Source organism: Qipengyuania rhodophyticola (genome assembly GCF_042493225.1).
Lineage (GTDB): Bacteria > Pseudomonadota > Alphaproteobacteria > Sphingomonadales > Sphingomonadaceae > Erythrobacter.
This window is the reverse complement of record NZ_CP170454.1, coordinates 1,422,768-1,440,853: the sequence shown is the minus strand read 5'-3', so window position 1 is coordinate 1,440,853 and position 18,086 is coordinate 1,422,768. Positions and strand designations below refer to the sequence as shown.

Annotated in this window: 13 protein-coding genes and 2 riboswitches; all 13 genes read right to left on the bottom strand. The window is 59.0% G+C overall.

Going from position 1 to position 18,086, the window contains the following annotated elements; translation table 11 throughout:
• Positions 1–21: 21 nt before the first annotated feature.
• Positions 22–1,875, bottom strand: a complete 1,854-nt coding sequence (locus tag ACFCXQ_RS06830; RefSeq protein WP_379554332.1) for a hypothetical protein — start codon at positions 1,873–1,875, stop codon at positions 22–24.
• Positions 1,872–3,860: a heme-binding protein gene (locus ACFCXQ_RS06825; RefSeq protein WP_379554330.1), complete on the bottom strand. Its 1,989-nt coding sequence runs from the start codon at positions 3,858–3,860 to the stop codon at positions 1,872–1,874. The genes ACFCXQ_RS06830 and ACFCXQ_RS06825 overlap by 4 nt, the downstream gene beginning before the upstream one ends.
• A gap of 3 nt (positions 3,861–3,863) precedes the next feature.
• Positions 3,864–5,276, bottom strand: coding sequence for a multiheme c-type cytochrome (locus ACFCXQ_RS06820; protein WP_379554328.1), 1,413 nt, complete (start codon positions 5,274–5,276; stop codon positions 3,864–3,866).
• Between the two features lie 118 nt (positions 5,277–5,394).
• Entirely contained in the window at positions 5,395–6,126 is a 732-nt protein-coding gene (locus ACFCXQ_RS06815; RefSeq protein WP_379554326.1) for a hypothetical protein, read from the bottom strand.
• A 117-nt stretch (positions 6,127–6,243) separates the two neighbouring features.
• Positions 6,244–7,830 carry an aminomethyl-transferring glycine dehydrogenase subunit GcvPB gene (gene gcvPB / locus ACFCXQ_RS06810; protein WP_379554324.1) on the bottom strand — a complete coding sequence of 529 codons (1,587 nt, stop codon included), beginning with the start codon at positions 7,828–7,830 and terminating at the stop codon, positions 6,244–6,246.
• The gene (gene gcvPA / locus ACFCXQ_RS06805) at positions 7,827–9,194 is read right to left on the bottom strand and encodes an aminomethyl-transferring glycine dehydrogenase subunit GcvPA (RefSeq protein WP_379554322.1); all 1,368 of its coding nucleotides are present in this window, start codon (positions 9,192–9,194) and stop codon (positions 7,827–7,829) included. Before gcvPA ends, gcvPB begins: the two co-directional genes overlap by 4 nt.
• Positions 9,195–9,242: 48 nt before the next feature.
• Positions 9,243–9,614: a glycine cleavage system protein GcvH gene (gene gcvH / locus ACFCXQ_RS06800; RefSeq protein ID WP_379554321.1), complete on the bottom strand. Its 372-nt coding sequence runs from the start codon at positions 9,612–9,614 to the stop codon at positions 9,243–9,245.
• 4 nt (positions 9,615–9,618) lie between these two features.
• Entirely contained in the window at positions 9,619–10,755 is a 1,137-nt protein-coding gene (gene gcvT / locus ACFCXQ_RS06795; protein WP_379554319.1) for a glycine cleavage system aminomethyltransferase GcvT, read from the bottom strand.
• A gap of 43 nt (positions 10,756–10,798) precedes the next feature.
• Positions 10,799–10,921, bottom strand: a riboswitch (glycine riboswitch).
• Positions 10,922–11,018, bottom strand: a riboswitch (glycine riboswitch).
• A 99-nt stretch (positions 11,019–11,117) separates the two neighbouring features.
• The gene (locus tag ACFCXQ_RS06790; RefSeq protein WP_379554317.1) at positions 11,118–12,320 is read right to left on the bottom strand and encodes a serine hydrolase domain-containing protein; all 1,203 of its coding nucleotides are present in this window, start codon (positions 12,318–12,320) and stop codon (positions 11,118–11,120) included.
• 31 nt (positions 12,321–12,351) lie between these two features.
• Complete coding sequence (metH, locus tag ACFCXQ_RS06785; RefSeq protein WP_379554315.1) at positions 12,352–15,000, bottom strand: methionine synthase; 2,649 nt, start codon at positions 14,998–15,000, stop codon at positions 12,352–12,354.
• 2 nt (positions 15,001–15,002) lie between these two features.
• On the bottom strand, positions 15,003–16,049 hold the full coding sequence (locus ACFCXQ_RS06780; RefSeq protein ID WP_379554313.1) for a homocysteine S-methyltransferase family protein: 1,047 nt from the start codon (positions 16,047–16,049) through the stop codon (positions 15,003–15,005).
• Entirely contained in the window at positions 16,046–16,969 is a 924-nt protein-coding gene (metF, locus tag ACFCXQ_RS06775; protein ID WP_379554311.1) for a methylenetetrahydrofolate reductase [NAD(P)H], read from the bottom strand. The genes ACFCXQ_RS06780 and metF overlap by 4 nt, the downstream gene beginning before the upstream one ends.
• Entirely contained in the window at positions 16,966–17,961 is a 996-nt protein-coding gene (locus ACFCXQ_RS06770; RefSeq protein WP_379554309.1) for an ArsR/SmtB family transcription factor, read from the bottom strand. The genes metF and ACFCXQ_RS06770 overlap by 4 nt, the downstream gene beginning before the upstream one ends.
• Positions 17,962–18,086 lie beyond the last annotated feature (125 nt).

The following is an 18,086-nucleotide window of genomic DNA, read 5'->3' as shown; positions in this document are numbered from 1 at the left end:
GGAGGGATCGGAGCGCGCGCATCAGTAGGTCAAAATCACATTAGCAAGGACGGAAAGATACGCATCTTCGCGCTCTAAATCGGTGAACAAATCCTTGAATCCTCCACCCGGGAGCAAAGCCGCGCCGGACAGGCGGAAAACAATGTTTTGGTTGGCTTTAGGCCGCCAGATTGCCGCCGCGGACAAGTCAAAACCGATGTCTTTCGGGATCGAGCCTTCATTGCGCAGCGCTTGGAGCGTCGCGGTGTTTTCAAACCACAAATGGTTCGCATTGGCTGAAATGCGAAACTCTGGCGTCAGGTCGAAATCCGCGCCCAGCCCAGCCAGCATCAACCCGGGATTGTTGAAGTTCGATTGCCCCTGCTCTTTGGAGCTGCGCAGCGAGTTCAAAATGCCATTGCGGCCATTGACGCTAATCGCGCGGCCACCGCCCGCGAACGGAATGGTCTGGCGGATCCAATATGACGTATCCGCGCCTGCAAAAATCGGGTTTTCAAACACCGCATCATAGCCGGTTTCGACATTGTCATAGGGATCGCCGTCGCCGCTGGCATAGGCCGCCGAGAGCCGGAAACGCATCCAATCGCGGTCATAGCTCGCCTCCACCGCGCCGAAGAATGCGCGAATATCAGCAGGCTGACTGGTGAAGAAATTGTTCCGATCCTCGCCCAGAACGCCGTAAGCGCTGGCGCTCAAATTGATCCGGCCAATCCGCCCGTCCGCATTATAACCGAGGTAATAGGCATCATAATCGCGCCCCCGCAAATCGCCCAGCAGCGCAGGACGAACCGGGAAGCCATTGTCGTCGATCTGGATCTCGTCTCCCTCGCGGTTCGCGTTCCACGCGACGGTCAACTGGCTGGTCAGCGCCGGGATCAAGAAATCCTGCCGATAGACATTGGCGATTAGCAACATGTCATCGCGCGGCCGTTGGAGCACCGCATTCAGCCCGCTATTGGTGTCTTTCTCGAGCCGCCAAAACCAGCCCAGATTGTACTGGAAACGATTATTGTCGCGCGTGCCAAAGAAGCGGACGCCGAGCTGGTTGTCGTTGAACAGGAAGCCTCTGAAATCAGCCTGAAATGGCTGAATACCGATCCGCACGCTGTCAAAATCATAACGCGTTGAGACATTGCGGAAGTGGAAATCGAAAAACGCCTCTTGCACCCCCACAAAATGGTCTGTCCGGTGGCTTGGCTTGCTCGGTTCGACAAACAGCACGCGCCGTTCAGGCACATCGACATGATTGACATTGAAAGCGAGAGTGACGCGATATTCGACGTCTGGCGGCTTATACGCAGTGTTACCCTTGAGCAGCGCAAAACCTGTGATGAAGGTCTGCGAAAAGACTGGGCTAAACTCTTCGCCAAATACGTCGAGACGCTGCGGGTCTTCCGTGGTTTGCACGCCCACGGGAATCGGAAAAGTACGCGGTTCGAACACCGTATCGCTGATGAGGTTTGCAACGAAAAACCAGTCATCGCCTGTGATCGGCAGCCATGGAACCTTGTCGGGGTTGATCGGGCGATCACCCTTATAAGTGTTCTGATTATAGGGGTCGAAAATATCCTCTTTGACCACGCCGAGCGTCTCAATCAGCCGCCAGCGATCAGGGATCGGCACTTGATCGGTTGGAAACGCTTCGGGCGGCGGGGGTCGTACCGCGCCGATGTTGTTCTGGTCAATCTCTTCTGGCAGCGGGCCAGTGTAATCCGGACGGCGGCGACCATCGATGACCTGATTATCGACCGGAGGCGGCGCGTCCGGTTCCGCTTGGACCTCGGGCGGTGCGGGCGCGTCAGAAGGCTGCTCGACCTGAGCGGCGCCCGCCTGTGCCAACAGCGGCAGAGTTATGACAACACCGAGCCCGCTCATAATCTCTCGCAGACATTTTGTTCGGCACTGTCGAGGAACGGTGCAAAGGGGCAATTGACGTAGCGGAGGCGAACGCCCCGCCCGTTCACGTCAACCACGATTTGATCTGCACGGATAGCGACTGGCGCATTGCCAATGCCGCCAACCCGTAGCCCCGCATTATGCGTGCCAAGGAAGGCGACCATGTCATCTTGGTCGATGCCATCACCAGAGACTCCAAGCCCTCCGACCAGCTCGCCGCCGCGATAAATCGGCACTGATCCAGGGAAAATCTGGATGCCGTTGCCAATGCGCTTCCCGCCGCCCGGTGCATCAGGAAGCTGCGTGCAGCCGCGCTGCGTATCTGGACCCAAACCCTGCACAAAGCCGAGGTGCTCGACAATATTCGGCGTCACCAGATCAAGCTGAAGGCCGACCGCGAACGGGCTGAACGTGTCCGGGTCTTCGACCGAGAGCGGCCCAGCAATTGGCCCGACCTCGCCATCTGGGAAATATGGCCGCGCCAGATTGCCGCCAGAGCGATCCGCAAAGGCGAAGGTTCCGGTGAGCGCGGTGGCATCATTCAGAAAAGTGCGCACGCGCTGTACCACGGCGGGAATGTTCGTGACGCCGGGCACAACCGGCGTGTTCAAGAACTGGTCAGCAGCCACCGCATTGGAAAATAGCGCGGCCGTGCGCGCCTTTTGCAGGCTCACATCAGTGCCGAAAATCGGCCCGTCAGGCGATCGCACAATGCCAAGGATCGCGCCATGTGTGTCAACCAGCGAGATGGTCGCTTGCATCGGGCTATCAAGCGGACGACGGATTTGCGCACGCGCGCGGCTCAGGATGGTGAAGGCTTCCTCCAGTATCGCCTGACTTTCGGCAGCGGTCAGCGGCTGCACAACGCTGACACCGTCCGTTCCTGCGCGGATGGGAAAACGCCCCACGCCCGCGCCATTGCTCAAGATGTAGGCGTCTTCATTGGCAAACTCAGCCGGGCTGCTACGGCGAATGCCCGAGACTTCCGTGCCGTAAGCAGTGCCCGCGCTGGTCGCAGCGGCAGTGTAGCCGTTTACCGCGACGAGCCCGCCAGCCGGGCCGTTCACTGCGCCAAAGCTGGTTTGCAGCGGCGACAAATCGCCGACCACCATATCGCTAAAGCGCAAGCTCGTGCCATCCACCGGGATACGGTCTGCGAGAATTTCGCGCGGCGGGGCAAAGTTCTGAATACCCGCGAGCGCAATTGCCTCTTCAGCGTCAACAACAACGTCGAGGATATTGGGGTCAAAACCATAGTCGCCATCACCAACTACGCCAACGCCGCCCACAACAACGCCGTTCTTATAAAGCGGGAAACCGCCCGGATCAGCCGCCAGCCCAAGCGGCGAACGCTTCGGCCCGATCAGCCCATCGTCCAATCGCGCGTTAAGGTCTGAGCATGGCAATTGGCTGAATTGCACGCCAAACAAGGGGCCGCTTTCGAGGCCGATGGTGGTGGGGGCAGGCGGGAAATGCTCCTGCACAATCTGGCTGGCGGTGCGGGTCGAGAAGGCATTGCCGCTGCTCGATAAATACGCGCCGGTGATGGCCTTGGCGATGGCCGCAGCGGTTGCGGGAACTTCTGCGCCTTGCAGGCCAACCTCATCGCCTACCGCCGCAAATCCGCCGATCTGGCGGCGGCTGAGGCGCGTGGTCGCCGGCGCGCCGTTCATCTGAAACACGCCGAGCACATTGCCGACACGGTCCGTCACAGCGATAACCGACGGGAGTCCGCGCGCCTGCGCCTCGCCCACGGCCTGCGCGATGACTTGCTCAACCTCGCCAGTGCTCAAAGCCTCCAGCGGAGGATCAGCAAATACGCGCCCGCTGACCGGCGGAGCAGGCGGCGTTACTGGCGCAGATGTCCCGACTGGCGAAGGCTGGCTTGCGCCATCGCCCCCGCCGCAGGATGTCAGCACCAAGGCCGCTGCGCCCATCAGGCAGAAGAGACGCGCCCTTTCCATAATCTAGCGCAGCGCCCCAATAGCGCCCGCAGCCTGCCCCAATGCGTTGCGGAAAGCGGCAGGGCGGTAGGAATTGGGCTCCGAAACAGCGGCATAGGCGCGGTTGATACTCGCGCGGATGCCCGCCGCCGCGCCAACCGTGATGCGTCCATCACGAACCATCGCATTGAGCAGCGTATCAAGAGCCATAACCGCCTGAACAGATCCAGCATAATCGGTAAAGCGGGGCCGCGTTGCGGTGCCTGCAATTGCGGCAACCACATCGAAGGCCGCATTGCCGCCGTAAGAGCGCGCGGCAAGCGCGTCCGACAAAGCGCCAGCCCGGGCGCGCAAAGCAATCGCCGCCTCTTGCGATGTGCGTGGTCCATCGCCCATCGCGCTATGGAATGTCTTCGCCGCCACATCGAAAGCGCTCGCCTGTGCTGGCGCGAGCGCTTTTGCGACAGCGGACAGCAAGATCATATTCTCATCATTAAACGGCGGATTGCCGAATGGGATCGAGCGGCCTGGATTTTTCTCAAATGTCAGTTTGCGCTCCGGCCCGTCAGTGATCGCGCGGTGGCAGCTATGGCAATCATAGAAATAGAATTGCGGGAACATGCCCTCGCGCGCGAACTTGGGCCGCGCAAAGAGGTCCGTCTGGCGGCGCACCGCCTCCGCCTGGCCAACCGCCCAGAGCCGCACACTATCCGTGCGCGGCTTGCGCTGAACATAGTCAGCGTCCTCATCATGGTGCTGTTGTAGCGCGCTAAACAGATCAAGCTCGAAAGAGACACGTGGGTGGCCTGCCGCCATCATCTCATGCGTGACGAACTGCCCTGTTTTGGTGCTGCCATAATGGCAATCGAGGCAAACCTGCGCGCGCACCTTTGGCTTGTCGAGCGGGACGAGGCCCGCTGCCACATTGCTGGCCCGCGTGGCTGGCCGGGCATAATGCACCGCGAGCCAGTTTTCCGCCGGGCCGTGGCAACTTTCGCAGCCAACACCGTCAGAGAGGATAAAGCGCGCGCCGCGCTGACCCTGAGGCGCGTAAGTCGAATGGCAACCGAGGCATGCAGGCGCAGATGTCGCCGCGCCAAGGCCAAGACTTGCCGCTATTTGCCGTCCGCGGCGGCTAGCGAGCACCGAATAGGCCCGGCTATGGGCGCCGCTAGCGGAAGAAGGCTCCTGCCATGTCGCAATTTCATCCTGCCGGACAACCGCGCCATTGCCCTCGGCCCGTCCGTGGCAAGTCGAGCCTGCGCAAGTCGCGACGCCTTCAAAGCGAGCGCCAGACTGTGCTTGAGAAGTAGTGGAAGAGCCCGCAAAGACGAGGATCGAGAACAGTATGACCCATAGCAGCGGCACGCGCCGCAACGCCGCCCAGCCCAAAGCGCATGCCCCATCATATTGGTGGTGCGCGTGATCCTCGCCCATCACCTTCCCCTTCGCTCACCAAATGCCCCGATCCCTCTAGGGCTGAATGGTGTGATAATGGCGCCAGCTTTTGCCGTACTGCCTTCTCATGCGACTCCGACTAAATCCTTATTACGCGTTACTCGTCGGTCATCAACCGTTCTGCGAGCAAATCAAGCTGAGATGTACAGCCGTTTTCAGCGAGCGTGGACGCCATCTCCTCTGGCATGCGCGGCACGCTATCAAGCATAACGAACTCAACGGCGCGCGCTGGCGAGCCATCTGGACTGCTGATCGAGTAATTGCTGTTTTGCGCCAATGGGAGGTCTTCGCCGGTCAGCGACGCCTGTGTCACGCCTTCATCAAATGTCACATGGACGTGGAAATCCGATACGCCGGATCCGAAAATATAGGTTGCCTCGCTATCGGCATTCGGACGCCACAGATTGATCAGTCCGTCACCCGCAAGGCACATCCGCCCGCCTTGACTGACATCAAGGTTCCACAAGTTTGGATTAGTGGCGACCATCGCATTGGTCGGCCCACCGCGAACGGCACCTGTTCGCACCCGCGTGCCAGCGCGTTGGCGCGTGAGAATGGCAAAGGCCGAGCGCTTGCTAGCCCCGCGGGCTCCCACAGTATGCGTGCCTGCGCCGCGAATGACGCGCGTGCCGCGACTGGTCAGTACAGTAACACTATCGCCGCTTTTCAAGGTGATGCGCGATGCATCATCGAGCTTCTTTCCGACCGGATAGTTCGCCGCTGACGGTCCGCTTGACTTGACCACAACCCCTGCTGCCGCTGGCGAACTCGCCGCCATAGCTGCCAATCCCAGGCTCGCTGCTGCCAGAAGTGTCTTTAACTTCAACATCGCTATATGCTCCCTTTATAGCCGATATATCAGATACTTTAGCGCGGCGAGCAAACGCTCGTCTTGTTCATTTGCGTCACGCAGCGAATTTCTGCTGCATGCGCAAAAACCAGCGAGCTACTCCTCAGTCCAGACCAGCTTGGGCTTGCGCGCGGCTGCTGTCTCATTAAGCCTGCGGCGCGGCGCATAATAAGGCGCGGCCTTCATGCTTTCGTCCCCTGCCTTGGCCCGCGCCGCCACACTGCGCAGCGCCGTAATAAACTGATCAAGCGAGGCTTTGCTCTCCGTCTCAGTTGGCTCAACCAGCATCGCGCCATGCACCACCAGCGGGAAATACATCGTCATCGGGTGGAAGCCTTCATCAATCAGCGCTTTGGCAAGATCCATCGTTGAGAGATCCGCCTCAAAACCGTCATCGCTAAACAGCGCTTCATGCATACACGGTCCAGCCTTGGCGAAGGGCGCGTCGAGCACATCTTCGAGGCTGCGCAGCAGGTAATTGGCGTTAAGTACCGCATCTTCCGCGACTTGCTTGAGACCATCAGCACCGTGGCTGAGCATATAGGTCAGCGCGCGGGTGAACATGCCCATCTGGCCATGAAACGCAGTCATGCGGCCAAAGTGATGGAGCGGCCCGCCGAAATGCTCGCGCGCAAACTCATCCGCCTGCTCTTCCTCGACCAGATGCACGACGCCATCCGCCGTCCGCGCCGTGTAAGGCAGCGGCGCGAAGGGACTAAGTGCTTCGGATAGGACCACGGGGCCAGAGCCGGGACCGCCACCGCCATGCGGGGTGGAGAAAGTCTTGTGCAAGTTGATATGCATCGCATCGACGCCCAGATCGCCCGGACGCACGCGGCCGACAATGGCGTTGAAGTTTGCGCCGTCGCAATAAACAAAGCCGCCCACCTCATGCACCGCGTCCGAGATGGCTTTGAGATCACGCTCAAACAGGCCGCACGTGTTGGGATTGGTAATCATCACCGCCGCAACGTCCGGGCCAAGCCGCGCTTTCAGCGCTTCCAGATCAACGCGGCCATCTTCATTCGTCGGAATGTCTTCAACGCGGTATCCGGCGAAAGCTGCTGTGGCTGGATTCGTACCATGCGCGCTTTCCGGGACCAGCACGACTTCGCGCGCATCACCGCGTGCTTCCAACGCTGCACGGATGCTGAGAATTCCGCAGAGCTCGCCATGCGCGCCCGCCTTGGGGCTCATCGCGACGCTGTGCATTCCGGTGAGATCAATCAGCCAGAATGCCAGCTCGTTTATGACCTCGAGCGCTCCGCGCACCGTCTCAACCGGCTGAAGCGGATGAACATCGGCAAAACCGGGCATCCGCGCGACCTTCTCATTGAGGCGCGGATTGTGCTTCATTGTACAGGAACCAAGCGGGAAGAACCCGAGATCAATCCCGTAATTCTGGCGGCTGAGACGGGTGTAATGCCGCACGGTTTCAGGTTCTGAGAGGCCGGCAAGACCGATTGTCTCTGTCCGCTCAAACCCGCCCAAACGGTTGGCTGCGTCTGCCGCTGGCTCCGGCAAATCAACGCCGGTTGTATCCGTGCCGCCAAGCTCAAAAATGAGTGGTTCTTCAAGAAGCAGCGCGCGGTTGCCCGTGACGGTTTGAGGGCCGCTATCAAGGCCAAAATCACCAGAAACCGGCGTTCCAGGCTTCCACCCGCTTTGATTGGGAGCGTTCATGACAATGCCTCCTCAAGCGCAGTCGCAAGGGTTTCAATATCCTCCTCGCTGGCGGTCTCAGTAACTGCAACCAGCAGACCATTGGCCAACCGATCAATGTTCGGGAACAGCCGCCCGAGCGATACGCCCGCAAGCACCTTATCCTTGGCCAAATCGCGCACAATCTGGCGCGCGTCCTTACTGAGTATCAACGTGAATTCATTGAAGAAACTGGTGTTCAAAACCTCGACGCCGGGCACCTTAGCGAGCCGGTCTGCCGCGACACACGCGAGTCGGTGATTTTCCGCCGCAAGTTGTCTCAGCCCTTTCTCACCCAGCAAGGTCATATGCACGCTGAACGCCAGCGCACAGAGGCCGGAGTTCGTGCAGATATTGCTCGTCGCTTTCTCACGCCGAATATGTTGCTCGCGCGTCGAGAGTGTCAGCACAAAGCCGCGCTTGCCCTCTGCATCGGTAGTTTCACCGCAGAGACGCCCCGGCATCATGCGGACATGTTTCGGATCACGCACCGCAAACAGTCCGAGATAAGGCCCGCCAAATTGCAGCCCCACGCCAATTGCTTGCCCCTCGCCCACAACGATGTCAGCGCCTTGCTCGCCCGGTGATTTGACCGCGCCCAGCGCCACTGGCTCGGTGTTCACAACGATCAGCAACGCGCCCTTTTCATGCGCTGCATCAGCGACTTCTGACAAGTCCTGCAAACGCCCGAGAATGTCGGGATATTGCACCACAACGCAGGAGGTATCCTCGTCGATCCGGCTAATCAGACCGTCATTGTCAGGCTCACCCTGAATGCTAGGCAGCGAGTCCGCGATCTCATCATCGGTGAACTTTGCCATGGTCTTTACGACCTCGGCGTAATGCGGATGAAGCGCGCCGGAAAGAACCACCTTGTTCCGCTTACCCCGCGCAATCCGGCTGGCCATGGCCACCGCTTCCCAGCACGCGGTCGAGCCGTCATACATGCTCGCATTGGCCACCGCGCAGCCATAAAGACGTGCGACCTGCGTTTGAAATTCAAACAGCATTTGGAGCGTGCCCTGCGCGATTTCGGGCTGATACGGGGTGTAGGCGGTCAAGAATTCACCACGTTGGATGATGTGATCAACGCTGGCTGGAATATGATGCTTGTATGCTCCGGCACCCAAGAAAAAAGCCGCATCTGACGCCGCCAGGTTCTTCTTCGACAGCGCGCGCATATGCTTCTCGACCGCCATTTCGCCGGCATGCATCGGCAGATCGCGAATTGGTCCATCGAGCCGCGCCTCTTCGGGCACTTCGGCGAACAGCTCATCAATGCTGCCGGCACCAATTGTCGCCAGCATCTCGCTGCGATCGCTATCGGTCAGGGGTAAGTAACGCATCACATTCTTTCCTAATTAGTCACGGCGCGCTCGCTCAGTGAACCAGACCTAGAGCCCGTCCACAAAGGCCTTATACGCCTTGTCGTCCATCAGGCCTTCAAGCTCAGAAGCATCGCCAATGGTCATGCGGAAGAACCAGCCTTCTTCCTCAGGCGAGGTATTCACCAGCGCAGGCTCATCTTCGAGAGCGGCATTGCCTTCCGTCACTTCGCCAGTGATAGGCGCGTAAACATCGCTTGCCGCTTTGACGCTTTCCACCACCGCCGCATCGCCGCCTTTGTCGAGCATGGTGCCGCTATCGGGCAGCTCCACGAACACGATATCGCCCAGCTGCTCCTGCGCATAATCGGTAATGCCCACAGTGGCCGTGTCGCCTTCGACATCAATCCATTCATGTTCATCGGTGAAGTAACGGGCCATCGTTTTAACTCCCTCTGTAATAGCGATGGGGTACGAAGGGCATGCTCGTGACCTTCGCGGACAATCTCTTTTTGCGGACTTCAATTTCAAGCGCTGTACCTTCGGCGGTATGCGCAGCGTCAACATACGCCATGGCGATCGGCATGCCGAGCGTGGGCGAGAAGCCGCCGCTGGTGACGGTGCCGACCTTGGTGTCGCCGGCGTAGACTTCTGCCCCTTCGCGTGCAGGCATACGCCCCTCGACCGTTAGGCCAATGCGCCGCTGTGCCAAAGTGCCTGCCTCAAGATCGGCAAGCCGCGCCGCAACTGCCTGATGCCCGAAATAGCCGCCTTCTTTCCGCCGCTTCTTGGATAGCGCGAACGCTAGGTCAGCGCTCACCGGATCGGTATTTATCGTCAGGTCATGACCATAGAGCGGCAGACCCGCCTCCAGCCGCAAGCTATCCCGCGCGCCTAGTCCCGCCGGGCGAACGCGCTCATCGGCAACCAGCGCATCAGCCAGCGCCTCGACCTGGCTCTCATGAACCGCAATCTCGAAGCCATCTTCACCGGTATAGCCCGCGCGGCTAACCCAGATATGTCCGCCCTCATGCTCGAACAGGGCCGCAGTCATGAAGGTAAGCGCGCCCGTGCCGGGGATCAGCTCTTCCAGAACCTCGCCTGCTTTTGGCCCCTGCAGCGCTAGCAGTGCAAAATCGTCAAAATGGGTGAGCGTAATGTCGTCGGGCAAATGCTCGCGCAAATGCGCAATATCGTCCCATTTGCACGCGCCATTGACCACCAGCGCGATATGCGGGCCAGTGTTGGTCACCATCAGATCATCAATGATCCCGCCCGCCTCGGTTAGCAGCATCGAATAGCGCATCTTGCCGGGCTTGAGGTTCGAAATCGCGCCGGGCAGAAGCTTTTCAAGTTCGTGTGCCGCGCCTTCTCCCTTGAGCGCGAGTTGCCCCATATGCGATACATCGAAAAGGCTGGCCGAATTGCGCGTCCATTCATGCTCGGCAACAATACCCTCATATTGGATGGGCATCTCATAGCCCGCAAATGGGACCATGCGCGCGCCCTGCGCCCGGTGCCAAGCATCCAATGGGAGCGTGCCCAGTGGCGGTTCGCCAGTTTCTTCTACGGTATCGCTCATTCACAGTCCCCGACGTCTCGGCACCTCGCGATTGAAGCGCCGTTCCGCCCCCTCTGTCGGGAAACCTGAGAGCTTTGCGGAACACATCTCAGCCTAAGCCAACACATGCGCCGCTTTCTCCTTCGGTGGCGTCGCCCATGCGGGCTAAGCGCTTTCCAGAGTGCCTGTTTCTCGCGCGGTCCATTTGCCTGAGAGTTTCCGGGGCGGTTGCTCCTTCGGCGCCAACCCTCTTGGCGAGGGCCAGTCTCTCCCGCGAGAGAAGCCGGAATCACTTCCGGCAGGCGCAGCCCGTTTTGCGCATGCGAAGAGAGGCGTCAATCGTCTTTCGAATATTTCCGGTAAAGCGCGTAATAATCGTTCGCTCAGCGGTTTGTTTGTTCCGCTAGCAGCGTCTGCGCGCGCTTCATCAGGTCCTTCTCGCGCTCGGAAAAGCCGCCTTCGTCTTCTCTGCCCTGGCGCGGCGGAACTGCTGTGGTGAAATAGGCGATGCCAATGTTGTCTCCTGCGTTGAACCAAAGCCCGGATCGCAAGCCATAGGCCTCTCCGGCATGGCCTGCACGCGCTTCGCTTTCACCGAATAGGGCGTCATCACATCGATCATTGCTAGCTCCGATTGTTTGAAAGCCGAGCGCGTAAAAACAAAAGAAGTCCTGATTGGGAATCCTTTCATCAAGCATCCGCGCGAACTTCGGTCCAAATACTGCCTCCGGTACAATGGCGGGATCGTTGCGCAACATTGCCTGCCCAATCTTCGCCAGATCCATCATCCCAATCCGTATCCCTCCTTGCGGTGAGAAGATCGAAGCATTTGTTCCGGGCATATAGCCACCAAGATCACACTGTTTGCCCTCAGCCACGGGCACTGTGCAATTGGGCGGCAGGTCCTCCGCGCTGTCGCGCGCGACTTCGCCTGTATCGCGGTAAAGCGTGACCGCGCTGGCCACCATCTCATCCGAACAACCAATCCAGTTCGCGCAGGCCTCAATGCTAAGCGGCGCGAACACCGTCCGCTCAAGAATACGGTCATACCGCTCACCAGTTGCCGACTCTAGCACGGTCGCCACCACTGGAGAGCCGAGGTTGGCATATTCGAAAGGCGCTTTACCGGGAGGGGCCTCAACGTACCACGCCTCTGGATCAGCCAGTTTTGCCTTAAGACTCTCGCCAAGCGGGATCACATAGCCGGCATTGTCGCGCAGGCCAGAACGGTGGCTGAGCAATTGCGCCAGCGTTACCTCGGCATTGGGGAAATTTGGCGAGCGCACCTGCCAACCGAGGTAGTCAGACACATCCGCCTCGAGATCGACCACGCCCTCTTCAGACAGACGTAAGGCGGCAAGCGCCATGATGAGCTTGGAAATGCTAGCGATCCGAACCGGATCATTTGCCTCAACCGGGCGGCCGGTTTCACGGTCTGCAATGCCCTCAACTATCAGCGGCGTGATGCTGTCGCGATCAAAAGCGACGACCACGGTTGCGGGTGACGGTTCCGGATCCGCAGTGGTTGCGCAGGCAGTGGTGCCGAACGTGATTGCAAGACTGGTTGCAAAGAGGCGCTTGATCATTGGCACACCATCGCGGCAAAACGAAATACAATCAATCCAAGTTTGGCCGCAGCCAGCGCTCCGCCGTCGCTATGCCTACCCCGCGCCGGGTCGCATATTCCTCAAGTTGATCACGGCCGATGCGCGCAACCCCGAAATATTCCGCTTCTGGATGGCCAAAGTAAAAGCCGGAAACCGCAGCGGTAGGATACATTGCATAGCTTTCGGTTAGCGAAAGGCCTGTGTTCTTCTCTGCATCAAGCAATTCGAACAGGATCGGCTTAAGCGAATGATCGGGACACGCCGGATAGCCGGGCGCTGGGCGAATGCCGCGATATTCCTCTTTGATCAGCGCCTCATTGGTCAGCTGCTCTCCGGGCGCATAGCCCCACAAATCAGTGCGAACATGCTGGTGAAGCCGCTCGGCAAAGGCTTCGGCGAAACGGTCAGCCAACGCCTTCAGCAGGATATCGGAATAATCGTCCTTATCTTCCTGGAACCGGGCGATATGCGGGTCAATTCCGTGAATACCGACTGCAAAACCGCCGATCCAGTCACCATCAGGATCAATAAAGTCCGCAAGGCACATATTCGCGCGATCACGGCTTTTCTTCACTTGCTGGCGCAGGAAGGAAAGGCGGACATGCTCTTCCCGGTTGACCCGGTGCACCATCACATCATCGCGGCATTCATGATCGCGCGCGCAAGGCCAGAAGCCCGCCACGCCGCGCGCAGTCAGCCATTTCTCGCTGATGATCTGGTCAAGCATAGCTTGCGCATCATCCCAAAGGCTACGCGCGCTTTCCCCGACCACCTCGTCTTGCAAAATCGCGGGATACGTGCCGTGCAGCTCCCACGCGCGGAAGAACGGTGTCCAGTCGATATACTCGCGCAGTTCAGCAAGATCCCAATCGTCAAAAGCATGCACGCCGGGTTGCAATGGCGGGGCAGGTTTGTCGGAGAGGAACGCGTCGTAATAATTGGCGCGTGCATCTTCGAGGCTGAGGAGCATCTTTGGCCCCTTGCCTGCTCGTGCATCGCGAACCTTCGTATAGTCTTGCGCTGTCTCGCCAACAAAGTCATCGCGCAATGTGTCGGACAAGAGCTTGCTTGCAACGCCGACCGCACGGCTCGCATCAAGCACATGGATCACCGGGCCTTCATAGGCCGGATCGATTTTCAGCGCGGTATGTACTTTGCTTGTCGTGGCCCCGCCGATCAGCAGCGGCATGGTCATTTCTGCCCGCTTCATTTCTTCGGCGACCGTCACCATTTCATCGAGCGAAGGCGTGATCAGCCCGGACAGTCCGATCATATCGGCATTGTTCTCGTTCGCGGCTTCGAGGATCGTCGTCCACGGCACCATGACGCCAAGGTCGACCACTTCATAGCCATTGCACTGGAGCACGACCCCGACGATATTCTTGCCGATATCGTGCACATCGCCTTTCACCGTGGCCATGATGATCGTGCCTTTGGCCTTGGCATCTTCGCCGCCGAGCAGCGCTTTCTCCTCCTCGATGAAGGGGATCAGATGCGCGACCGCTTTCTTCATAACGCGTGCCGATTTCACCACTTGGGGAAGGAACATTTTGCCCGAGCCGAACAGGTCACCAACGACATTCATGCCGTCCATCAGCGGGCCTTCGATCACTTCGATGGGGCGGCCACCGGCATCGGCAGTCATCGCGCGCATTTCTTCCGTGTCGTCCACCACATGCGCGTCAATGCCTTTGACTAGAGCATGTTCCAGGCGTTTCTTCACGTCCCAACCGCGCCATTCCGCCGCTTGCTTTTCATCTTCCTTGTTCTTGCCCTTGAAGCTCTCGGCAAGGTTGATGAGGCGTTCGGTTGCGCTTTCATCGCCCTCGACTTCGCGCATCAGGATTACGTCTTCGCAGGCCTCGCGCAGCACCGGGTCAATCGTGTCATACACGTCGAGCTGGCCCGCATTGACAATCGCCATATCAAGCCCGGCGGGGATCGCGTGATAGAGGAAAACTGAGTGCATCGCGCGGCGCACAGTCTCATTGCCGCGGAAAGAGAAGGATAGGTTGGAGAGCCCGCCAGAAGTCTTCGCATGCGGGCACGCAGCCTTGATCTCGCGCACCGCCTCAAGGAAATCGAGCCCATAGCGGTCATGCTCTTCAATGCCAGTCGCGACCGCAAAAATGTTCGGGTCGAAAATGATGTCTTCAGGCGGAAAGCCAATGCCCGTCAGCAATTCGTATGCCCGCGAGCAAATCTCGACCTTGCGCGCTTTGGTGTCCGCCTGACCCGTCTCGTCAAACGCCATCACTACAACCGCCGCGCCGTACGCCATGCAAAGCCGTGCTTGCTCAAGGAATGGCTCTTCGCCTTCCTTCATAGAGATCGAGTTGACAATCGGCTTGCCCGAGACGCATTTGAGGCCCGCCTCAATCACCTCCCATTTGGAGCTGTCGACCATCACTGGCACCCGCGCAATATCAGGCTCCGCCGCGATCAATTTGAGGAAAGTGGTCATGGCGTGCTCAGCGTCGAGCAGGCCTTCGTCCATGTTGACGTCGATCACTTGCGCGCCGTTTTCGACTTGCTGGCGCGCCACCTCAACCGCAGCGGTGTAATCATCCGCCATGATGAGTTTTTTGAAGCGGGCAGAGCCGGTAACATTAGTGCGTTCGCCGATATTGACGAAACGGGCTGAGCTATTCTCGGTCATGGTCAGGCGGCAATCGTAAAGGGTTCAAGACCTGCGAGCTGCATGGCGGTTTCGCGCGTGGGCACTTGGCGCGGCGCAAGGCCATCCACTGCTCCAGCAATCGCGGCAATATGCGCTGGCGATGACCCACAGCACCCGCCCAAAATGTTGACATGGCCGTTCGCGGCCCATTCGCGGACTAGTCCGGCGGTAGTCTCCGGCATCTCGTCATATTCGCCCAGCTCATTGGGCAAACCCGCATTGGGGTACGCAAGGATCAGAGTATCAACCATCCCGGAGAGCAGCTGGATATGCGGGCGCAATTGTTCTGCGCCAAAGCTGCAATTGAGGCCGATGGTGATCGGGTTAGCATGGCGCACAGCGCACCAGAATGCCTCAACCGTGTGGCCTGAAAGGTTCCGGCCCGACAGGTCAGTGAGCGTCATGGAGATCATGATCGGCACGTCACGGCCAAGCTCGGCTTCGAGCTGCTTGACCGCCATGATGCCCGCCTTGGCGTTAAGCGTATCGAACACGGTTTCGATCAGGATGAAATCTGCTCCGCCCTCGACCAGAGCGGCCGCCTGTTCCTTATAAACCTCGACCAGAAAGTCGAAGGTGATCTCGCGAAAGCCCGGGTCTTCGACATCAGGGCTAAGCGACAAAGTTTTATTGGTTGGGCCGATCGCGCCCGCCACAAACCGAGGATTGCCGTCTTTCGCAGCATATTCATCGGCCATTGCGCGCGCAATTTTTGCAGACGCAATGTTGATATCGCGCACCTTATCTTCCGCCGCATAGTCAGCCTGTGAGATACGATTGGCGGAGAAGGTGTTGGTGGACACCATGTCCGCGCCCGCATCGAGATAAGCCCGCGTGATATCGCCGATCACGTCGGGCCGGGTCAAAGCGAGTATGTCATTGTTGCCTTTTTGGTCAGCGGGCAAGCCAAGGTCGCCAGCATAATCCTCCTCTGTGAGTTTACGCTCCTGAATTTGCGTGCCGAATGCGCCATCGCAGATCAGCACGCGCTCAGCCGCGGCAGTGTTAAAAGTCTCGCGAATGGTCATACGGCGTCTCCGACGGGTCGCCGCCCGAGCATATGGCAGATCGCATAACTCAGCTCTGCTCGGTTCAATGTGTAGAAGTGGAAATTACGCACCCCGCCCGCGTAGAGACGGCGGCACATTTCGGCCGAGATTGTTGCTGAGACTAGCTGGCGCGCTTGCGGGCGTTCATCCAGTCCGTCAAACAACCCGGCCATCCAATCAGGGATCGCCGTGCCGCATAGACCGGACATACGCTGAACCGCAGCAAAGCTCATCACCGGCATGATGCCCGGCACAATTTCGGCATCGATACCGCGTGCCAGAGCCTCGTCGCGAAATTCAAAGAAGCAATCAGGCTGGAAAAAGAACTGCGTGATCGCGCGGGTTGCACCTGCATCAAACTTGGCCTTAAGATTGTCCAGATCGGCTTGGCGATCTGGCGAATCCGGATGCACTTCAGGATAGGCGGCAACTGAGATCTCGAAGTCGGCAACCTCTTTCAATCCCGCAATCAGCTCGACCGCATTGGCATAGCCGCCCGGATGAGGCTTGTAAGCGCCGTCGGGTGCATCGCCCCGTAGCGCGACAATATGGCGGATGCCGCTTTCCCAATAATGGCGCGCAACCTCGTTCACTTCCTCGCGCGTTGCATCAACGCAGGTGAGATGCGCAGCGGCGGGAATGCCGACCTCATTATTGATCCATACGACTTGCTCATGCGTCCGCTCGCGCGTTGAGCCGCCCGCTCCATAAGTGACCGAAACAAAGCGCGGGCCCAAAGGCGCAAGCGTCGCCACGCTCTCTTTCAGTGTCTTCCCCATCGCCTCATTCTTGGGCGGGAAGAACTCAAAGCTCACCTCAATATCGCCGGGCAGGCCGGAGAAAAGCGGCGCGTCAAGCGCAGTTTGCGCTTCGCGCATTTGGTTAAGCGTCGGGCTCATGCCGACATCTCCTTAGGATCGGGGGAATAGGAAGTTGGCCGAGCCGAGCCGCGCTCGCCAAACCAGATTTTAATAACCAGCTCACCCTCTTCCAGCGCAATGGTAGGTTTGGAGGTGAAGCCCGCATCTGACAACATGCGCGCCATCTGATCGTCGGAAAAACCGAGCCGCGCGTGGGCATATCGCTCGCGCAGATCTTCGCGGTTGTGATCGGCAAAGTCGACAATCACCACTCGCCCGCCAGGCCGAGTAACCCGGCCTGCTTCCATCAAGGCGGTCGCTGGCGCTTGGGCGAAATGCAGCACTTGATGCAGCAAAACCGTGTCGAACGATTGGGCAGCGAAAGGAAGGTCAGAGAAATCACCCTGCACCAATTCCACTTGATCTGTCGGGAAATGCTGCAATTTCGCGCGCGCAATCCGGAGCATTTCGAGGCTCTTATCAAGCGCGACTATTCGCGTGGACTTGGGCGCCAGAAGTTCGGCCATGCGGCCCGTACCAGTGCCGATGTCGAGCACTTCGCCAGCCGGTTCATCACTCAGCGCTTCGATTATCTGCGTTTCGACGGTTTGATCAGGGCTGTGGAGCCGCCGCAACTCGTCCCAATCCTCAGCATGGCGCGCAAAATAGCCTGCCGCCGCTTCTTCTCGCGATGATCGGATTGCGGCTAGTTTGCGCCGGTCATCCTCACATTGCTGCGCGAAATCCGGGTCTTCATGCTCAGCAATCGCCAGCAAGCGCAAAACCGCATCAATCAACGGCGAGCTGGTGGTGGAGGCGACCGGTGCACGCAGGAACACCCAGCTGCCTTCTTTGCGTCTTTCGGCAAGGCCTGCATCGCAAAGAATGCCAACATGGCGAGAGACGCGCGGCTGGCTCTGGCCCAGCACTTGCGCTAGCTCACCCACGGCAAGCTCCATCGCGCCCAGAAGTCGGACAATCCTAAGCCGCGTGGGGTCAGCCAGCGCACGAAATTTGGCATCAACGCTCATTGCGAGAGCAGGATATAAAGATATTTTTATATCTGTAAATGCTCTAGTGCCTGCGTAGATTACCTAGAGCACGTGACCCAGCATTAGCGACCCGCATGCGCCGCTAGTCACCGAGCTTTCAGCAA

Bases quoted from the DNA above. Each gene is read 5' to 3' on its own strand.
- metF (WP_379554311.1), bottom strand. From the start codon at position 16,969: ATGAGCCCGACGCTTAACCAAATGCGCGAAGCGCAAACTGCGCTTGAC.
- gcvPB (WP_379554324.1), bottom strand. From the start codon at position 7,830: ATGAACGCTCCCAATCAAAGCGGGTGGAAGCCTGGAACGCCGGTTTCT.
- ACFCXQ_RS06825 (WP_379554330.1), bottom strand. From the start codon at position 3,860: ATGGAAAGGGCGCGTCTCTTCTGCCTGATGGGCGCAGCGGCCTTGGTG.
- gcvH (WP_379554321.1), bottom strand. From the start codon at position 9,614: ATGGCCCGTTACTTCACCGATGAACATGAATGGATTGATGTCGAAGGC.
- ACFCXQ_RS06830 (WP_379554332.1), bottom strand. From the start codon at position 1,875: ATGAGCGGGCTCGGTGTTGTCATAACTCTGCCGCTGTTGGCACAGGCG.
- gcvPA (WP_379554322.1), bottom strand. From the start codon at position 9,194: ATGCGTTACTTACCCCTGACCGATAGCGATCGCAGCGAGATGCTGGCG.
- ACFCXQ_RS06820 (WP_379554328.1), bottom strand. From the start codon at position 5,276: ATGGGCGAGGATCACGCGCACCACCAATATGATGGGGCATGCGCTTTG.
- metH (WP_379554315.1), bottom strand. From the start codon at position 15,000: ATGACCGAGAATAGCTCAGCCCGTTTCGTCAATATCGGCGAACGCACT.
- ACFCXQ_RS06770 (WP_379554309.1), bottom strand. From the start codon at position 17,961: ATGAGCGTTGATGCCAAATTTCGTGCGCTGGCTGACCCCACGCGGCTT.
- ACFCXQ_RS06790 (WP_379554317.1), bottom strand. From the start codon at position 12,320: ATGATCAAGCGCCTCTTTGCAACCAGTCTTGCAATCACGTTCGGCACC.
- ACFCXQ_RS06815 (WP_379554326.1), bottom strand. From the start codon at position 6,126: ATGTTGAAGTTAAAGACACTTCTGGCAGCAGCGAGCCTGGGATTGGCA.
- gcvT (WP_379554319.1), bottom strand. From the start codon at position 10,755: ATGAGCGATACCGTAGAAGAAACTGGCGAACCGCCACTGGGCACGCTC.
- ACFCXQ_RS06780 (WP_379554313.1), bottom strand. From the start codon at position 16,049: ATGACCATTCGCGAGACTTTTAACACTGCCGCGGCTGAGCGCGTGCTG.